This window comes from Smaragdicoccus niigatensis DSM 44881 = NBRC 103563 (assembly GCF_000380645.1).
Classification (GTDB): Bacteria; Actinomycetota; Actinomycetes; order Mycobacteriales; family Mycobacteriaceae; genus Smaragdicoccus; species Smaragdicoccus niigatensis.
This window is the reverse complement of sequence record NZ_AQXZ01000018.1, coordinates 239,278-254,444: the sequence shown is the minus strand read 5'-3', so window position 1 is coordinate 254,444 and position 15,167 is coordinate 239,278. Positions and strand designations below refer to the sequence as shown.

Annotated in this window: 17 protein-coding genes; 8 read left to right on the top strand and 9 right to left on the bottom strand. The window is 64.2% G+C overall.

The window, feature by feature from the left end:
- Positions 1-48: 48 nt before the first annotated feature.
- From F600_RS0117355 to F600_RS0117340, 4 genes are read left to right on the top strand one after another with little or no spacing between them, the layout of a single operon-like run.
- Positions 49-1,437: a sugar porter family MFS transporter gene (locus F600_RS0117355; protein WP_018161907.1), complete on the top strand. Its 1,389-nt coding sequence runs from the start codon at positions 49-51 to the stop codon at positions 1,435-1,437.
- A complete protein-coding gene (locus F600_RS0117350) occupies positions 1,437-2,324 on the top strand; it encodes an N-acetylglucosamine kinase (RefSeq protein WP_018161906.1) in 888 nt (295 codons plus the stop codon). The genes F600_RS0117355 and F600_RS0117350 overlap by 1 nt, the downstream gene beginning before the upstream one ends.
- A gap of 14 nt (positions 2,325-2,338) precedes the next feature.
- On the top strand, positions 2,339-3,304 hold the full coding sequence (locus F600_RS0117345; protein ID WP_211220094.1) for an SIS domain-containing protein: 966 nt from the start codon (positions 2,339-2,341) through the stop codon (positions 3,302-3,304).
- Positions 3,301-4,380 carry an N-acetylglucosamine-6-phosphate deacetylase gene (locus tag F600_RS0117340; protein WP_018161904.1) on the top strand — a complete coding sequence of 360 codons (1,080 nt, stop codon included), beginning with the start codon at positions 3,301-3,303 and terminating at the stop codon, positions 4,378-4,380. The genes F600_RS0117345 and F600_RS0117340 overlap by 4 nt, the downstream gene beginning before the upstream one ends.
- A 66-nt stretch (positions 4,381-4,446) precedes the next feature.
- On the opposite strand, the gene F600_RS0117335 is transcribed toward F600_RS0117340, so the two are convergent.
- Positions 4,447-4,695: a hypothetical protein gene (locus F600_RS0117335; RefSeq protein WP_018161903.1), complete on the bottom strand. Its 249-nt coding sequence runs from the start codon at positions 4,693-4,695 to the stop codon at positions 4,447-4,449.
- 17 nt (positions 4,696-4,712) lie between these two features.
- Here F600_RS0117335 and F600_RS0117330 point away from each other — a divergent pair, with 17 nt between their 5' ends.
- A complete protein-coding gene (locus F600_RS0117330) occupies positions 4,713-5,405 on the top strand; it encodes a hypothetical protein (RefSeq protein ID WP_018161902.1) in 693 nt (230 codons plus the stop codon).
- Here F600_RS0117330 and F600_RS0117325 read toward each other — a convergent pair.
- Positions 5,395-6,162, bottom strand: coding sequence for a 1-acyl-sn-glycerol-3-phosphate acyltransferase (locus F600_RS0117325; RefSeq protein WP_018161901.1), 768 nt, complete (start codon positions 6,160-6,162; stop codon positions 5,395-5,397). The two genes, F600_RS0117330 and F600_RS0117325, sit on opposite strands and share 11 nt — an antisense overlap.
- Before the next feature lie 254 nt (positions 6,163-6,416).
- Between F600_RS0117325 and F600_RS0117320 the strand changes: the two genes are divergently transcribed.
- Positions 6,417-7,292 (top strand): formylglycine-generating enzyme family protein, encoded by an 876-nt coding sequence (locus tag F600_RS0117320; RefSeq protein WP_026306638.1) that lies wholly within the window; start codon positions 6,417-6,419, stop codon positions 7,290-7,292.
- A gap of 68 nt (positions 7,293-7,360) precedes the next feature.
- Here the strand turns inward: F600_RS0117320 and F600_RS0117315 are convergent, their stop codons facing one another.
- On the bottom strand, positions 7,361-7,717 hold the full coding sequence (locus tag F600_RS0117315; RefSeq protein WP_018161899.1) for an STAS domain-containing protein: 357 nt from the start codon (positions 7,715-7,717) through the stop codon (positions 7,361-7,363).
- A 99-nt stretch (positions 7,718-7,816) separates the two neighbouring features.
- On the opposite strand from F600_RS0117315, the gene F600_RS0117310 reads away from it, so the two are divergent.
- Both F600_RS0117310 and F600_RS0117305 read left to right on the top strand, forming a co-directional pair.
- Positions 7,817-9,052 carry a PP2C family protein-serine/threonine phosphatase gene (locus F600_RS0117310; RefSeq protein ID WP_018161898.1) on the top strand — a complete coding sequence of 412 codons (1,236 nt, stop codon included), beginning with the start codon at positions 7,817-7,819 and terminating at the stop codon, positions 9,050-9,052.
- A 31-nt stretch (positions 9,053-9,083) separates the two neighbouring features.
- Entirely contained in the window at positions 9,084-9,479 is a 396-nt protein-coding gene (locus F600_RS0117305; protein ID WP_162141443.1) for an ATP-binding protein, read from the top strand.
- Here F600_RS0117305 and F600_RS28770 read toward each other — a convergent pair.
- From F600_RS28770 to F600_RS0117275, 6 genes are read right to left on the bottom strand one after another with little or no spacing between them, the layout of a single operon-like run.
- Positions 9,476-10,924 (bottom strand): flavin-containing monooxygenase, encoded by a 1,449-nt coding sequence (locus tag F600_RS28770; RefSeq protein WP_018161896.1) that lies wholly within the window; start codon positions 10,922-10,924, stop codon positions 9,476-9,478. The genes F600_RS0117305 and F600_RS28770 overlap by 4 nt on opposite strands.
- On the bottom strand, positions 10,921-11,931 hold the full coding sequence (locus F600_RS0117295; RefSeq protein WP_162141442.1) for a HoxN/HupN/NixA family nickel/cobalt transporter: 1,011 nt from the start codon (positions 11,929-11,931) through the stop codon (positions 10,921-10,923). Before F600_RS0117295 ends, F600_RS28770 begins: the two co-directional genes overlap by 4 nt.
- An 11-nt stretch (positions 11,932-11,942) precedes the next feature.
- Complete coding sequence (locus F600_RS0117290; protein WP_018161894.1) at positions 11,943-12,662, bottom strand: DUF6390 family protein; 720 nt, start codon at positions 12,660-12,662, stop codon at positions 11,943-11,945.
- A 10-nt stretch (positions 12,663-12,672) separates the two neighbouring features.
- Positions 12,673-13,746, bottom strand: a complete 1,074-nt coding sequence (gene hypE, locus F600_RS0117285; RefSeq protein WP_018161893.1) for a hydrogenase expression/formation protein HypE — start codon at positions 13,744-13,746, stop codon at positions 12,673-12,675.
- Positions 13,739-14,851, bottom strand: a complete 1,113-nt coding sequence (gene hypD, locus F600_RS0117280; RefSeq protein WP_018161892.1) for a hydrogenase formation protein HypD — start codon at positions 14,849-14,851, stop codon at positions 13,739-13,741. Before hypD ends, hypE begins: the two co-directional genes overlap by 8 nt.
- Complete coding sequence (locus F600_RS0117275) at positions 14,848-15,156, bottom strand: HypC/HybG/HupF family hydrogenase formation chaperone (protein WP_026306636.1); 309 nt, start codon at positions 15,154-15,156, stop codon at positions 14,848-14,850. Before F600_RS0117275 ends, hypD begins: the two co-directional genes overlap by 4 nt.
- Positions 15,157-15,167: the final 11 nt, after the last annotated feature.

Here is a 15,167-nt window from a genome sequence, read left to right as displayed (position 1 = left end):
ATCACATTGGTATATACCAATTGTGGCCCAGTGAAAGGATCGGGGACAGTGGGCACAGCAACCACCATCGCGACGAAGGCGCCGGCACGGCTCGGGCTGTTCGTTGCCATCACGGCCGCGAGCGTCGGTGTCATCTACGGCTACGACATGTCGAACATCGCCGGCGCGCTTCTCTTCATGACGAGCGACCTCGGGCTGACGACGCATCAACAAGAGCTCATCACGACCGCTGTCGTCATCGGATCGATCGCGGGCGCGATCGGCGCCGGATGGCTTGCGAACGCGATCGGCCGGAAGAAGTCGATGGTGCTGGTAGCCGGAACGTATGGCGTGTTCGCCGTCCTGAGCGCGTTGTCGACGTCGGTGCCGATGCTGCTCGGTGCACGTTTCCTGCTCGGCATCACGATCGGTATCTCGATTGTGGTCGTTCCCGTGTTCGTCGCCGAATCCGCTCCGGCCAAGAACCGCGGTGCGCTCCTCGTCGCCTATCAGGTGGCGACGGTCATCGGCATCATTCTTGGATACCTCGCCGCCTACGCGCTCTCGGCAACAGAAAGCTGGCGCTGGATGCTCGGCCTCGCCGCCATTCCCGCGTTCCTGACCACGCTCCTGCTGCTCCGCATGCCCGACACCGCGCGGTGGTACGTCCTCAAAGGCCGGATCGACAAAGCTCGTGAAACTCTCCGACTGATCGAGCCGGCGTCGGACGCCGATGCCGAGATCGCAGAGATCACGCGGAGCCTGAAAACCGAGTCGGGCGGCGGCTTCCGCGAAATGCTTCGCAAGCCATTCGTGCGGGCCACCGCCTTCGTCGTGGGGCTGGGCTTCGCGATCCAGATCACGGGTATCAACGCGATCGTGTACTACTCGCCACGGCTGTTCGAAAAGATGGGCTTCCACGGCAACTTCTCGCTGCTCGTCCTTCCAGCCCTCATTCAGGTCGCCGCGCTCCTGGCCGTGTTCGTGTCGCTGTCGCTCGTGGACAAGGTCGGCCGCCGACCGATCCTGTTGGGCGGCATCGCGATGATGATCGCGGCGAACGCACTGCTCATCGGCGTTTTTCTGACCAGTTCTGACTTCGGTGGACTGCTCACCGCGCTCGGCTTCTTCGGGGTCCTCCTGTTCACCGTTGGTTTCACGTTCGGATTCGGCTCACTCGTGTGGGTCTACGCCGGCGAGAGCTTCCCGGCTCGGCTGCGGTCCATGGGCTCGTCCACGATGCTGACCTCCGACCTGGTTGCCAACGCGATCATCGCTGCCTTCTTCCTCACGATGCTCAATTCGCTCGGTGGCGCCGGGACGTTCGCGGTGTTCGGTCTGTTCGCCGTCCTGAGCTTCGCGTTTGTCTACAAGATGGCCCCCGAGACGAAGGGCAAGCACCTCGAGGAGATCCAGGAGTTCTGGGTCAACGGAGGCAAGTGGGAGTCGAGCAAGTGATGGCGACCGTACTCGGCCTCGATATCGGCGGATCGAAAACGCAGGCAGTTCGTTCCGAGGACGGAACCGTTGTCGCAGAAGCACTCTCGGGCAGCGCGAACGTCATGAGCGTGGGCACCGTCGAGGCCGGACTCCAGCTCGACACCATCGTCGCGCGGGTCGGCAATCACGATATCGACGCGGTGTGTGCGGGAGCCGCCGGCATCGACACACCGGCTGGCGAGCGGCGACTGCGGGATCTGCTCAGCTCGCGATTTCCGCGCGCGAAGATCCGGATCGTCCACGACAGCCAGCTGATTCTCGCGGCGGCCGGTCTGACCGATGGAATCGCCGTCATCTCCGGTACCGGTTCGGTGGCCTGGGGTCGCACGGGGACGGAAAGCGCACGAGCGGGCGGTTGGGGTTACCTCCTCGGCGACGAAGGAAGTGGCTATTGGATCGGCCGGGAGGCGGTTCGGCACACGCTGGGCCGCGTCGACCGGAACGAGCACCCGGACCGGCTTGGCCAGGAGATCGCCGCCGATTGCGGACTGCAATCCGCCGCCGACCTGCTCGACCATTTCTACGCCCAACCCGAGCGCCGCTACTGGGCCGGACGAGCGCGTGTTGTCTTCGAGCTCGCCAAGACCGGCGACGCCACCTGCCTGTCGATTATCGAGGAGGCCGCGCGTCACCTGGCCAACCTCGCGGTCGCGGTCGGAGAACGGCTCGGGACGCCGGTGCCCGTGGTCCTCGCGGGCGGGCTCGCCGTCCACCAACCGGCACTCCAGCGCGGTGTTCGACGTCATCTCGCCGAACACCGCATCCACGACGTCCGCATCCTGACCGTCGACCCGGTCCGCGGCGCCATCGAAATCGCACAACGAATGCTTCAGGAGCAGAAATGAACCCCGGTCACTTGATGGCCCGTGAAATCGCCGAACAACCCGACGTCTGGCGGCGATTCCTGCGTGAGGGGTCGGACCAGATCGCGGTCGCCAAGGCGCGAATCGCGGACTACTCCCCCAGGTTCGTGCAGTTCGTGGCCCGCGGCACGAGCGACCACGCTGCCCTGTACGCCAAGTACCTCGTCGAGATTCATCACCAACTTCCCGCCGGTCTCGTCTCGCCCTCCTCGACAACCGTCTACGGGGCGCGGCCGAAGCTCGAGGATGTGCTCTATGTGGCGGTGAGCCAGTCGGGCGGATCTCCAGATCTGGTGAAGTCCGTTTCGGTGGCGCGCGAGCAGGGTGCGCTCACCGTGGCGGTCACGAACAACCCCGATTCCGCGCTTGCCGAAGCCGCGCAGCTCCACATCGACGTCCTGGCCGGACCGGAGCTGTCCGTCGCGGCGACGAAGACGTACACCGCCGAACTGCTTGCGCTGTACGAGCTGTTCGTGGGTGGCGGCACCGCGGACTTGCCAGCGTTCGGGGAGCAGGTGCTCGCCAACGACGAAGCCGTGGTCACCGCGGCACAGCGCTATCGATTCGCGCAGCGACTCATCACGACCGCACGCGGTTATTCGTACCCCACCGCGCGGGAAGCAGCACTCAAGCTCATGGAAACGTCGTACCTCTCCGCGCAGGCCTTCTCGGGTGCTGACCTCCTCCACGGCCCGCTCGCGACCGTCGATCCACAGGTGCCGGTGATCGCGATCGTGCCGAACAACGTGGGTGGGCACGCGATGGCGCCCGTCCTGCAGCGACTCGAGGAGCGCCACGCTGACATCCTTCGGGTGGGCGCGAAGCTACCCAACGTCGCCGATTCGCTGTCGCCGTTATTGGAAATCCTTCCGCTACAACAGCTTGCGCTCCATCTCGCACTGGCCCGGGGCGGCAATCCGGACGAGCCTCGCGGTCTGTTCAAGGTGACCGAGACGCTATGACGATCGTTGCTGCCGGCACCGTGATCCACGGCGGCTCGGTGTTCCGCCCCGGGTGGATCGACACCGCTACGGGCCTCGCCGGGCCTGGTCAACCACCTGTTCCGCCAGAGTCGAACCACCCTGACGGCATCGTCGCGCCTGGCTTCGTCGACCTCCACGTGCACGGTGGTGGAGGCGCTGATTACGCGGTCGATCCCGAGACGGCCTTCGCGTTCCATCGCAGCCATGGAACGGTGGCCACGCTCGCGAGTCTCGTCACGGTGTCGCCATCGGAACTCTTGGCGACGGTGTCGAAACTCAGCACCGATCACCGGATCGAAGGCATTCACCTGGAAGGGCCGTGGCTCAGTGCGCTGCGCTGCGGAGCGCATGATTCGACGCAGCTACGCCTTCCGGATCGCGCGGAGATCACTGCGGTTCTCGAGGCTGGGCAGGGCCGCATCCGCATGGTGACCCTCGCACCAGAACTCCCCGGAGCGATGGACGCGATCAGACAGTTCACCGACCACGGGGTGATCGTCGCCATCGGGCATACGGACGCGTCCTACGAACAGACCGTGGCCGCGATCGACGTCGGCGCGACCGTCGCGACGCATCTGTTCAATGCGATGCGTCCACTTCGACAGCGCGATCCCGGCCCCGCGCTCGCACTGCTCGAAGACCCCCGGGTCACCGTCGAACTCATCGCCGACGGGATTCACCTGCATCCGGCGCTCGTTCGCAACACGATCAATGCGGTTGGCGGGGAGCGGGTCGCCTTGGTGACGGACGCGATGTCCGCGGCGGGAATGTGCAGTGGCCACTACCGACTGGGAACCCTCGACATCGACGTGCAGGACGCGGTGGCGAGGGTTGCCGGGACCGACACGATCGCGGGGAGCACGGCGACGATGGACAACCTCTTCCACGCGACGGTGTCGATGTTCGGTGGAGCTGCAAACGACGATGCCTTGCTCATGGCCGCGACAGTGACGTCCGCAACTCCGGCCCGACTGCTCGGAATGAAGGACCCCGACTACATCGTGCTCGACGGCCGGGCGGTTGTCTGGCCGCCCAAACGCGGCCCAAACTGTTAGGTCCACCCCAACCAGCGCTCCATTTGGTGTGGATCTGGCAGATGTGGGTGCGTTTGTCGAGGCCAGTCAGTGGCGACGCAGGCGTTCCCGCGCATTCTGGAGACGCTCGCGCATGGTCGGCTTCGACGGCCGTGGAACCTCGCCGCCGTTGTTGTAGGCCGCGGTATAGCGAACGTGGAGTTGTTCGCGCACTTCGTCGGGCGTGTATGCCCGACGTTTGCGCTCATCTCGGGCCACCATGACACCGGTGGCGGCCACGCCGACCACTCCCGCCATGCCAACGTATTTCAGAACCTTCGCTCCAGAAACCGCCATATCTCTACGCTATTGCTATGCCGACCCGTCCGCGCGAATCTTCGGTAAACCTGAGCACCGCTGTCGACAACGCACGTACTGGAGACATCTGGATCTTCCGTGGTCACTCGGGTCCCGATCGTGCGATCCAGACCCTGAGCAACAGCCCGGTCAATCACGTCGGAATGGCCGTGGTCCTGGACGACATGCCGCCATTGATGTGGCACGCCGAGCTCGGAAAGGCGCTTCAGGACATGTGGACTGGGCGCTACCAACGTGGTGTGCAGCTCCATGACCTGCGCGGTTCGGTGCAGGTGTGGTGTGGTCGCTACGGCCAGACTCCGTGGTTCCGCCAGCTCGAGCCGGGTGTCACGAAGGAGCAGGAGGATGCTGTCCTGCGCACGATCGCGCGCCTCGACGGCACGCCGTTTCCGTCCACAGCCAAGGTCGCGAGTCGATGGCTCGGCGGCAAGGTCAACCGGGTTGCGGCGCCGGTCACGAGGGCCGAGCTCGAGACGACATACTGCGCTGAGGTCGTGGGTGTGACCTACGAGTCGATGGGGTTGCTCAAGAAGGAACGCCGGCGCGATTGGTACGACCCGGGCCGGTTCTGGAGTGGCGATCGACTGCCAATGGCGCCCGGCTACTCACTCGGCAAAGAGGTCGCGGTTGTGCTCACGCCGGAAGAACTGGAAGCCGGTAAGAACCCACCCCGACCGGCTACCCGATAACGGGCGTACGTCCGGCGGTCAGCTCATCCATCTTCGCTTGCATGACGCCGTGCACGCGTCCGGCGAACGCTTCCGCGGACTCGCCCTCGTAGGCACGCATCGGCGGCAGCACGGCGGTGACCAGCTTCGTCGGGAGCGGAATGTATGGCAGCGCCATCCCGACCAGGCCCACGTTGAGCCCCCACGGAATCGACAGGCTGACCGCCAGGGACTTGGCGCGCATCAATTGCGGAAGGCGCAGCAACTTCGCCAGTCGCTGCCCGTCGTTGAGAACGAACACCGACTCCCCCGCACCGGCGGTCACCACCGGGACAATCGGCACGTCATGTTCGATTGCCACGCGGGCGAAACCAGTCCGACCGTCGAACTTGACGACGTTCCGCTCGGAGTAGGGTTTGGCGGCCTCGATGTCACCACCGGGGAAAACGGCGACGTGATGCCCTGCAGCGAACCCGGCGTCGACCGACTCCTGACTCCCCGGACGGCAACCGAGGGGCTCGATCAGCCATCCGAGCTTGAAGGTCCACGCCACCTGATGCACCAGGAAGGTGATCGGCCGGGATTCCACCAGTTTGTCCAGAACGACCGCAAGAACCATCGCGTTGAGGTCGAGTGCGCCCCCGAAGCCATGGTTTGCGACGACGAGGCACGGGGTGTCCGGGAGCATCTCGTCGGCCTGAACCTCATGGCGGTGGTACGTGCGCAGATAGGTGTCGAGCACCGAAATCAGGGCGGGCGCGGGTGACGCGGCGTTCATGCAACAGCTTTCTAAGCGGAATAACTGATAAAAGAATCAGTTACGAGCCTGATATCAGTCAAGGGATGTGAGGAACCTTTCACGTCGTCCCGGTGGCCGCTGACCGTCAGCAGTTCAACGGCCAGCATGGTTCGGATTCTCCACCATGTCCTTGTCCCAACCGGGCAGGAAAGCTGCGAAGGACTCGGACGCCGCGGTGGGCGGTCTCGCCCGTGCGGCCCTTATCGTGCTCGGAAATCGCATAGCCTGGCAATGTGCTCACAGAGTTGCTCCGTTTGCCGGGCGGCACATTTCGGATGGGGTCAACCGACTTCTACCCGGAAGAAGCGCCGATTCGCGACGAACAGGTTGGGCCGTTTTCGATCGAACGCCATCCAGTCACAAACGCGCAATTCGCAGATTTCGTCTCCGACACGGGCTATGTCACCGTCGCTGAACGGCCGATGGACCCACTGCTGTATCCGGGGGTTGCGCCCGAGGATCTCGTGCCCGGCGCGCTCGTGTTCCGGGCGACATCGGGGCCGGTGGATCTACGTGACTGGCAGCAGTGGTGGACCTGGGTGCCCGGTGCGTCCTGGAAGCACCCGTTCGGGCCGGACTCGTCGGTGTCAGAGCGGCCGACGCACCCGGTCGTCCAGGTTTCCTACGCGGATGCGGTGGCCTATGCGCAATGGGCGAAGCGCCGGCTACCCACCGAGGCCGAATGGGAGTATGCCGCACGTGCGAGTACGTCGACGACGTACGCGTGGGGCGACGAAGTGCGGCCGAACGGGCACCTCATGGCGAACACGTGGCAGGGCAGGTTTCCGTATGCCAATGACGGCGCACTGGGCTGGGTTGGTACCTCGCCGGTCGGCACGTTCCCGGCGAACGGGTTTGGCTTGCTCGACATGATCGGAAACGTCTGGGAATGGACCAGCACAAGATATTCGCCGCGGTACAAGCCGATCCAGCTCGCAGCGACCTGCTGTCCACCGTCAGATCTCGCTGACCCGACGATCAATCAGGTATTGAAGGGTGGTTCCCACCTGTGTGCGCCCGAATACTGTCACCGATACCGACCGGCAGCGCGCTCACCGCAATCTGTCGATAGCGCGACAACCCATATCGGGTTTCGTTGCGTTCTCTAACCGGCCCTCTTGCCGAGACCATGCGGCAGTGACCGAAGGCTGCCGAACTACCCGCGCAACGGGCGCTCTCAGATGCTCAGCGGAACGTCATCGAAGTCTTCGTAGACGCTGAGCACCTTGTCCAGGCCGGTGATTTCGAGGGGCCGGGCGGCGATGTTGTTGGCGACAATCGCCATTCGTTGCGGCGCGGCGAGGCGTTGATGGGTTCGAGCCAGGATCGTCAATCCGGCCGAACCGAGAAACTCGACCTCCGACAGATCAACGACGAGAAGCGTCTGAAGATCGTTGAGAACGTTCGCGAGGGCGTTCTCGAGCACTTCCGCAGTCGACAGGTCGATATACCCGGATACTTTGAGCACCAAGGCATCTCGAACCACCGACTGCTCCGTCCAGAGGCCAACGTCGGTGGGTTGGTTCTCCGTCATGGTGTTAGTTTGCCTGATACGTTGGGTCACGAGAAGCGGCTGACGTTTTTGATGCCGCTTGGGCGGGAATTCGCTTCATACCGCCACAGATGGAGCGCCTTGTCTCACCTTGAACCCGCACGCGATGGGAACGAACTGTCGCGTTTCGACGAAGAATTCGGGAAATACATTCCGGAATACGTCGAACCGCGGCACCTACTCGAAAATGCTCTCGCGCGACTGCGCACTGTTCTCGATGTCGACACCGCGACCGTGCTTCGATACGACGCCCGGAGCAATCGTCTCGTTGCCGTCGCGTCGTCGGGCATCGAGGAAGAGGTTTACCAGGGCGTCCGGATTCCGTTCGGTTCCGGATTCGCCGGGCGCATCGCGGCCGCTCTTCGTCCGTTGACCTTGGACCACGTCGATCGAGACACCGTGATCAACCCTTTGCTGTGGGAACACGGTCTGCGCTCGCTGCTCGGCGTCCCGATGGTCAGCTACGGACGATTGCTGGGCGTCCTGCACGTCGGTTCGATCACCGGGCGGGTGTTCACACCGTCGGATATCCGCATTCTGGAGCGGGTGGGTGAACGCCTCGCTCACTCGGTCTATTTCGCCACGCTCGGTGAGGAACACACCGCCACTCTCGCGCTGCAGCGAAGCCTGCTCCCCGCCGCGCTCCCGGAGGTGCGTGGACTGGAGGTTGCCACCCGCTACGTGCCCGGCGCCGATGCCGGACTCGGTGGCGACTGGTACGACCTGTTTCCCTTGCCGGAAGATCGCGTCGGCCTGGTCATGGGAGACGTCGCCGGACACGGACTCGAGGCGTCGGTCGTCATGGGGCGGATCCGGAGTGCGCTCCGTGCTTACGCGCTGGAGTGGTCGGCCGACCCGGCCCGCGTCCTGGAACGCGTCGACGCCAAGATGCACCACTTCGAACCAGGTGTCATGGCCACGATTGCCTACGGGGTACTGGATGCGTCGCGGCGAAAACTCACCCTGTCGCTCGCTGGTCATCCCCCACCGATTCGAACGAATGATGATGGATCGACATTTCTCGCCATCGATCCGGATCTGCCGATCGGGCTGTTCCCCGGGGTGCCGCGTGCGAACACCGAGTTCCTCCTCGCCGATCACGACGCAATCGCTCTCTATACCGACGGCCTTGTCGAAAGGCGTGGCGAGAGTATGGATCTCGGATTGCGGCGGCTTTGTATGGCAATGACGAACGGGGAACCAGAGGCGGCCTGTGCCCGTGTCATGTCCCGGCTCGTCGGGCCACACGCACCGCGCGACGACGTCGCATTGCTGATTGCACGATGCGTCCCGTTCGATGCTCCGCAGATGAGTTAATGCGGACCTGCGCGGGTAATCAGGGATGACGATGCCTGATGATCTCGCCCAAGGATTTGCACTGACGATGCCCGGAACGCCTGCAGTCCTGCAGGACGTTCGGTTGGCTCTGCGCGCGTGGCTGTCGGTGGAGCATGTCCCGTCGTTGGTCCAGATCGATGTCGTTCTGGCCGTTGACGAGGCCGTCGCGAATGCCGTGGAGCACGCGATTCCGCGTACGCCGGGGACGCCGGTCGAGTTCAGCGTCGTCGCGTTCGTTCGTTCACACGAGTTCTTGGTGACCGTTTCCGACAATGGCGGATGGCGCGAATCCCCGCGGAACGCCATGCGCGGCCGCGGAATTCCACTCATGATCGCAGTGATGACGACGGTCGACATCGAGAGATCCGAATCCGGCACGACTGTGCACATGAGTCGCACGTTCTAGCGGACGTTCTGCCCCTGCAGTTCGCGATCGAATCCACCACGGCGCGTTGCCATTCGGTCGAGGAAGTAGTTCTGGTACAGGCGCCACGAGCCGCGGGGACCCTGGGCCGGAAACTGGTCGCCCGCGCGTTGGAAGTATCCCGACTTCAAATTGAACAAGGGGCTCCGCGGCATTCCATTGGGCGCCGAGGCAGTGACAGAGGCCAGATTCTTGCGGTCCATGTAGCGAAGCAGTCGGCACACGAGTTTGGCGGCGATGTCTGAGCGAAGCGTCCACGACGAGTTCGTGTAGCCGATGCAGATCGCCAGGTTCGGTACGCCGCTGACCATCGCGCCACGCCAGAGGAACGTCTGATTCAGTTCGATCTTTCGTCCATCGACCGAAACCTCGATTCCGCCCGCGGGTAGCAACTGGAGGCCGGTGGCGCTGATGACGACGTCCGCCTCGAGTTTCCCGCCGCTGACGAGGCGGATGCCGTCGGGTTCGAAGTGGTCGATCCGATCGCTCACGACGCTCGCGTCTCCACTCCGGATGGCCTTGAAGAAGTCGGCACCCGGCGCGGCACACAGCCGCTGTTCCCACGGGTTGTACGTCGGCGTGAAGTGCTCGGCGACGAGATCCTCGTGGCCGTCGAGCATCTTCGTCACAAGTTCGAGAAGTAGTTTGCGGGCGCCTTCGGGGTTCCGTCGACAGTAGGAATAGAACACTGTCCGCAGCGTCGCGTACCGCAGGCGCAGGATCGAATGTGCGAGTTTGGCGGGCAGTATCGACTGCAGACGCTCGGCGGTCTTGTCCCGGAACGGGACCGGGGTGATCCACGTTGCCGATCGCTGGAGCATCGTGACGTGTCGGGCCGTACGTGCCATCGCGGGCAGCATTGTCACCGCCGTCGCACCGCTCCCGATGATGACGACATTCTTGTCGGCGTATTCGAGGTCTTCCGGCCAGAACTGCGGATGAACAAACGTTCCCTCAAACGATCCGAGGTCGGCGAAATCTGGGGTGTACCCGGCGTCGTAGCGGTAGTAGCCGCAGCACAGATACAGGAACCGAGCGTCGATGGATGAGGTCCTACCGTCGGCCTCAATCGTCAGATGCCACTTCTGGTGCGGGCTCGACCAATCGGCGCTCAACACCTTCGTGCCGTACCGAATGTGCTGGTCGATGCCGTTTTCGCTGGCTGCTTCGCGGAGATAGTCGAGGATTTCGGCACCATCGGCCAAGGTTTTGTCGCCCGTCCACGGCTTGAAGCCGAAACCGAACGTGAAGATGTCGGAATCGGAGCGGACGCCCGGATAGCGGAACAGGTCCCAGGTGCCGCCCATCGAATCGCGGGCCTCGAGGATCGCGTACGTCTTGTCCGGACACCGTTCCTGCAGCCGATAGGCGGCATTGATGCCCGACAGTCCCGCGCCGACAATGACGACGTCGAAAGAAGTGGTCAACTGCGCTCGCTCAGCGGGCGAAATTGACGTCGGATGAGCACGGTTGCCCAGATCGCCGCGAACAGTCCGAACAGCACGAACCCGGCGTATTCGAGGTTGACCGACGCGATCGCCGCCGTGACCGGGTCCGACAGCCCCAGCGCCGAATGCAGTGTGCCGACGAGGACGATCACCCCGACGACCAGTGCCGACACGACGGACATGGCCGTGATGAAGACGAGGAACCGCGGCCGCTTGGTCGAGGACATCGCATTCGCGTAGAGGCGCAGCATCACCAGGCCGTTGGCGGTGTCGGCCAGCGTCATGCCGGCGGCGAACGCCACCGGGAGCGCGAGCACGCCGGCGATGCCGATTCCCGACGTCGCCGTCGCCGCGGTCAGGACGAGGAAACCGATGAGGGTCGCCGTGTCGAAGCCCAGCCCGAACAGGAAGCCCAGCACGAAGATGTGCCACGGCTGGCGAACCCGGGCGAGGGGTTTCATCATCAAGCGCCCGGAGAAGGTCCGCGGGAGCATGTCCTGTTGTCGCGAGCCGCCGAAGAGGCTCACCGAGTTGAACGTGCCGATCAAGATCAGGAAGCTGCCGGCGACGATCCCGCCAACCGTGGCGAACGTCGTCGGCGCACCATCCGCGACCACGCCGCGGGCGAGTTGCGAACCCGCGACGATCGCGAGCGCCAGCAGGAACACGACGGTCGAATGCCCCAGGCTGAACGCCAGGCCGACGCTCGTCGGGCGTCTCCCCTCGCCAACGAATTTTCTTGTCGCATTGTCGATTCCGGCGATGTGGTCGCAGTCTGCGGCGTGCCGTAGGCCAGCGAGGTAGGCGGTGACGGCGGCGCCGATCGCGATCGCGCCGGCCGACCCGTCGAGTGCTCCGAGAGCGAGCAATGCAAGCGCGATGACGTGCAGCAATCCAACGACGCCGAGCGTCACGGCTCGACGCGTGCGCTCCGGCCGCGACTCTCGGTACGCCGAATCAAGAATCAGCCGGGCGTGATTGGACACCGCGTGCATTCTCACGACCTTCTCTGTATCAGAACGGCGTTGACCAACGCGAGCGAACGCTCCGTCGCCGCCGACAGAGCGGAAACCTCGGCAGAGTCCAACCTGTCACAGATCCAGCCCCAATGCGCGCTGACGCTGAGGCCAACCCGGGGCGGGCCGATGAGCGAACGATTGGGACTTCGCCAGCGGATCCGTTCGGGCGACGGTTCGCCGAGGGACAGTGTGTTCCCATCGAATTCCAGTGGCCGGGTTTCGACCGTGGCATGGTCCTCGTCCACGGCCATCACCTTGCCCCAGCGGATCCGGCACTTCTGCAGGATCGCGAGCGGCGTCACCGGATCCACCGCCAGTAGCCGAACCCAGGGATAGACCGCGAGAACGTGGAAGCTGTGGTGCGCCACCGCCGATTCGACGTCCCCCAGCGCGCCGGGATTCTGGTGCGCGAACACGGGTCGAAGGTGATCCAAGAGGGCTTTCGGATCGACGCGGTCGAGTAACTCGCCACCGATCCAGTAAGCCTCCACGATCCGGGCGTCCATGGGGTTCTCGAACCCGCCGGCTTTGGCCAACGCCGCGAGATAGGGCCAGGCACCGTCGAATTCCCGGGCGCGCTGCCCCAACTCCAATTCGGTGTCGACGTCGGTCGGGCCGCAGTAGCCGAGCTCGTGCGGTGGAAACGCGTAGCGCGCGAACAGCACGGGCCCGGCATCGGAATCGACGGTCGCAGTCATGGAAGGTTTCTCAACAGATTCGTGGAAGCTGCTCTCCAGCGGGTAGGTCGACCACCCGCGTTCCGCCGAGTGCGGTCTTGGCCACCACGATCCCGGGGTGGTCGCTGACGCACTCACCGATCGCGACGGCACGCGATCCACGTGGGTGTGCGCGCATTGCTTCGAGCACCTTATCGGCGTCTTCTGGCCGAACGAACGCCACGAGCTTGCCCTCATTCGCCACATACATCGGATCGAGTCCGAGGAGCCCACACGCGTCGCGCACTTCCGGCGGAACCGGCAGTTTGCGTTCGTCGAGTGAGATGCCGACTCCGGCGGTGCGCGCGATCTCGTTGAGCGTGGCCGACAGTCCACCGCGGGTGGGGTCCCGCATCGTGTGAATGTCGGCACCGGTGGCGATCATCGCGGCGACCAGGCCGTTCAGTGGCGCGGTGTCGCTGGTGATCGTGGTTCCGAATTCGAGCCCTTCGCGGCAGCTCATGATCGCGATCCCGTGAACGCCGAGGTCGCCGCTGACGATCACGACGTCGCCGGGAGTCGCGCGCTGTGGACGCACGTCGACGTTCGCCGGCACGACGCCGATCCCCGTCGTGTTGACGAAGATTCCATCGCCATGTCCAGCATCGACGACCTTCGTGTCGCCCGTGACGAGCTTGACGCCGGCCGCCAGCGCCGCCGTACCGAGCGCGTGCGCGACGCGCTGGATCTCGGTGAGCGGCGTGCCTTCCTCCAGGATGAACGCCGTCGAGAGAACCAACGGTGTCGCGCCGGACATCGCGAGGTCGTTGACCGTCCCGTTGACCGCGAGATCGCCGATGTTGCCGCCCGGGAATTCGAGCGGTTTCACGACGAACGAGTCGGTCGAGAACGCGAGCCGAGCGCCATTCACTTCGACGATGGCCGAGTCGCCCATCTGAGCGTCCGCGGCTGCCCCGAATGCGGGCAGGAACAGGTGCTCGATGAGCTCACCGGACATCGCACCCCCGCCGCCGTGGCCCATGACGATGTTGGGGGAATCGCGAAGCGGCAGCGGGCACACCCAGCCGTCGATGTCGATCGTCACGGGCAGTGTTTCCTCAGACATGAGCCACCTCGGGTAGGACGGTCAGTCGCCGGTACAGGTAGTAGGCCGCGCACGCGCCTTCGGACGACACCATCGTGGCGCCCAACGGATTACGCGGCGTGCATTCCTTGCCGAACGCTGCGCACTCGTGCGGTTTGATGAGGCCTTGCAGCACCTCTCCGGACCGGCAGATCGGGGACTCGTTGGCGTGCAGATCCTGAACGGAGAACCGGTGTTCGGCGTCGAACTTGCGGTACTTCTCGGACAGTTTCCAGCCGCTCTTCGGGATCATGCCGATGCCTCGCCACTTGCGGTCGGTGACCTCGAAGACGTCGTTGAGCATCTTCTTGGCGGGGAGGTTCCCCTCTGCCCGAACCGCTCGCGGGTAGGCGTTGTCGAGTTCGGCGCGTCCGTTTTCGAGCTGGTCCACCGTGCGGCGGATGCCCTCGAGGATGTCGAGCGGTTCGAACCCGGTGACCACCATCGGCACCTTGTACTTCTCGACCAGCGGCGGGTACTCCTCGGTGCCCATGACGCTGCACACGTGACCCGCGAGCAGGAATGCCTGGACTCGGCACTGCGGCGAGTCCATGATCGCGGCGATCGCCGGCGGGACCAGAACGTGCGAGACCAGCAGCGAGAAATTCTCGACGCCGAGTCGCTCGGCTTGGTAGACCGTCATGGCGTTCGCCGGAGCCGTCGTCTCGAAGCCGATGCCGAAGAAGACAACCTGCTTGTCCGGATTCTGGCGAGCGAGATTGAGCGCATCCAGAGGTGAGTAAACGACGCGAATGTCGCCGCCTTCGCTCTTGATGTGGAACAGGTCCTTGCGGCTGCCCGGGACGCGAAGCATGTCGCCGAACGAGCAGAAGATGACGCCGGGCTGCGCCGCGATGGCGAGCGCCTTGTCGATGAGTTCGAGCGGGGTCACGCAGACCGGGCAACCGGGGCCGTGAATCATCTCGATCGTCTCTGGCAACAGCTGGTCAATCCCGTGACGAATGATCGAATGCGTTTGTCCACCACAGACTTCCATCATCGACCAGCGGCGGTCGGTGGTGTCGTGGATCTTGTCGATGAGAATGCGCGCGAGGTCGGGATCGCTGAATTCGTCGAGGTACTTCATGACGTCACCTTCGGGACGGTTGGATCGGGTAGACCCGCTTGTTTGGCGGCGAATGAGAATCCGTCGCTGAACTCTTCCTTGAGCACACCGAGGTGCTCGAACTCTTTCAGCGTGCGAAGGGCGGACTCTTCATCGAGGCGCTGGATCGCAAAACCGACATGGACGACGACGTAATCCCCTACGGCGGCGTCGGGGATGTATTGCAGACAGACGTCCTTGTGCACACCTCCGAAGTCGACCTCGGACATCAGAGTCCCGTCGCGCTCCTCGAGATTGAGGATGCGTCCGGGTACGGCCAGGCACATATCCACTCCCC